The 902-nt window shown below is 66.6% G+C and carries 2 protein-coding genes; one reads left to right on the forward strand and one right to left on the reverse strand.

What is annotated here, in order from left to right; genetic code table 11:
- Window positions 1–28: 28 nt before the first annotated feature.
- On the reverse strand, window positions 29–487 hold the full coding sequence (locus BFF77_RS31035; protein WP_066956716.1) for a MarR family winged helix-turn-helix transcriptional regulator: 459 nt from the start codon (window positions 485–487) through the stop codon (window positions 29–31).
- A gap of 161 nt (window positions 488–648) precedes the next feature.
- Here BFF77_RS31035 and BFF77_RS37390 point away from each other — a divergent pair.
- The coding region (locus BFF77_RS37390; RefSeq protein ID WP_245703917.1) for an MFS transporter at window positions 649–902 on the forward strand (254 nt) is incomplete at its 3' end.

Consider the following 902-nt stretch of genomic DNA (forward strand, 5'->3'; position numbering starts at 1 on the left):
GGGCGGGCACGTGTCTGCGACGGGCCGGTCACAGGGCGATGTCGAGGGATTTCACGGTCCTGACCAGCGGGGCCAGTTCGGGTTTGTCGGCCGCCTCGTCGAGGGCCTCCCGCAGCGCCTTGTCATTGGTGGGCCGGGCCTGAGCGAGCAGCCGCAGCCCGGCCTCGCTGACATTGGTGTAGATCCCGCGGCGGTCGGTCGGGCAGAGATAGCGGGTCAGCAGTCCGCGGTCCTCCAGCCGGGTGACCAGCCGGGTGGTGGCGCTCTGGCTCAGTACGACCGCGTCGGCGACCTGCTTCATCTGGAGATGACCGCCCTCGCCGTCGTGCTGCCGGCTCAGGACGTCGAGCAGTGAGTACTCCCGGAGGCTGAGACCGTGGCCCGCCTGGAGCACGCGCTCGATATGTCCCTCGATCCTGTCGTGCAGCACCGAAAGGGCACACCAGCCCTGGGCGAGCCCCGTGAGCGCGGTGTCCGTGGCGGTCATGGCTTCCTCCTGCGGGCGACGTGAGGGCGTGCCGAGGCCCCTGTGTTTCCAGGATAAAACATCGACGCAATATCCCGCGCTTGCAATTAATCCGCGCCTGCAAGTATTGTGTTCGCGCGTAAGCCGCAGATGCAACCGTTTGGGAAGGCCGGAAAAAATCCATGCCACTCGCGCTTCTCGCCCTGTCCATCGGGGCATTCGGGATCGGCACCACCGAATTCGTGATCATGGGACTGCTCCCCGAGGTGGCCGGCGAATACGGCGTCTCGATCCCCACCGCCGGACTGCTGGTCACCGGTTACGCGCTCGGAGTCGTGCTCGGCGCACCGCTGATGACCGTCCTCGGCACCCGGATCCCGCGCAAGCGGATGCTGATGCTCCTGATGGGACTGTTCGTCGCGGGCAATGTGCTCTC

The organism is Streptomyces lushanensis (assembly GCF_001700515.1).
Taxonomy (GTDB): domain Bacteria; phylum Actinomycetota; class Actinomycetes; order Streptomycetales; family Streptomycetaceae; genus Streptomyces; species Streptomyces lushanensis.

What these genes read in the sequence shown, in the direction of transcription:
- BFF77_RS31035 (WP_066956716.1), bottom strand. Translation starts at nt 487, where the DNA reads ATGACCGCCACGGACACCGCGCTCACGGGGCTCGCCCAGGGCTGGTGT.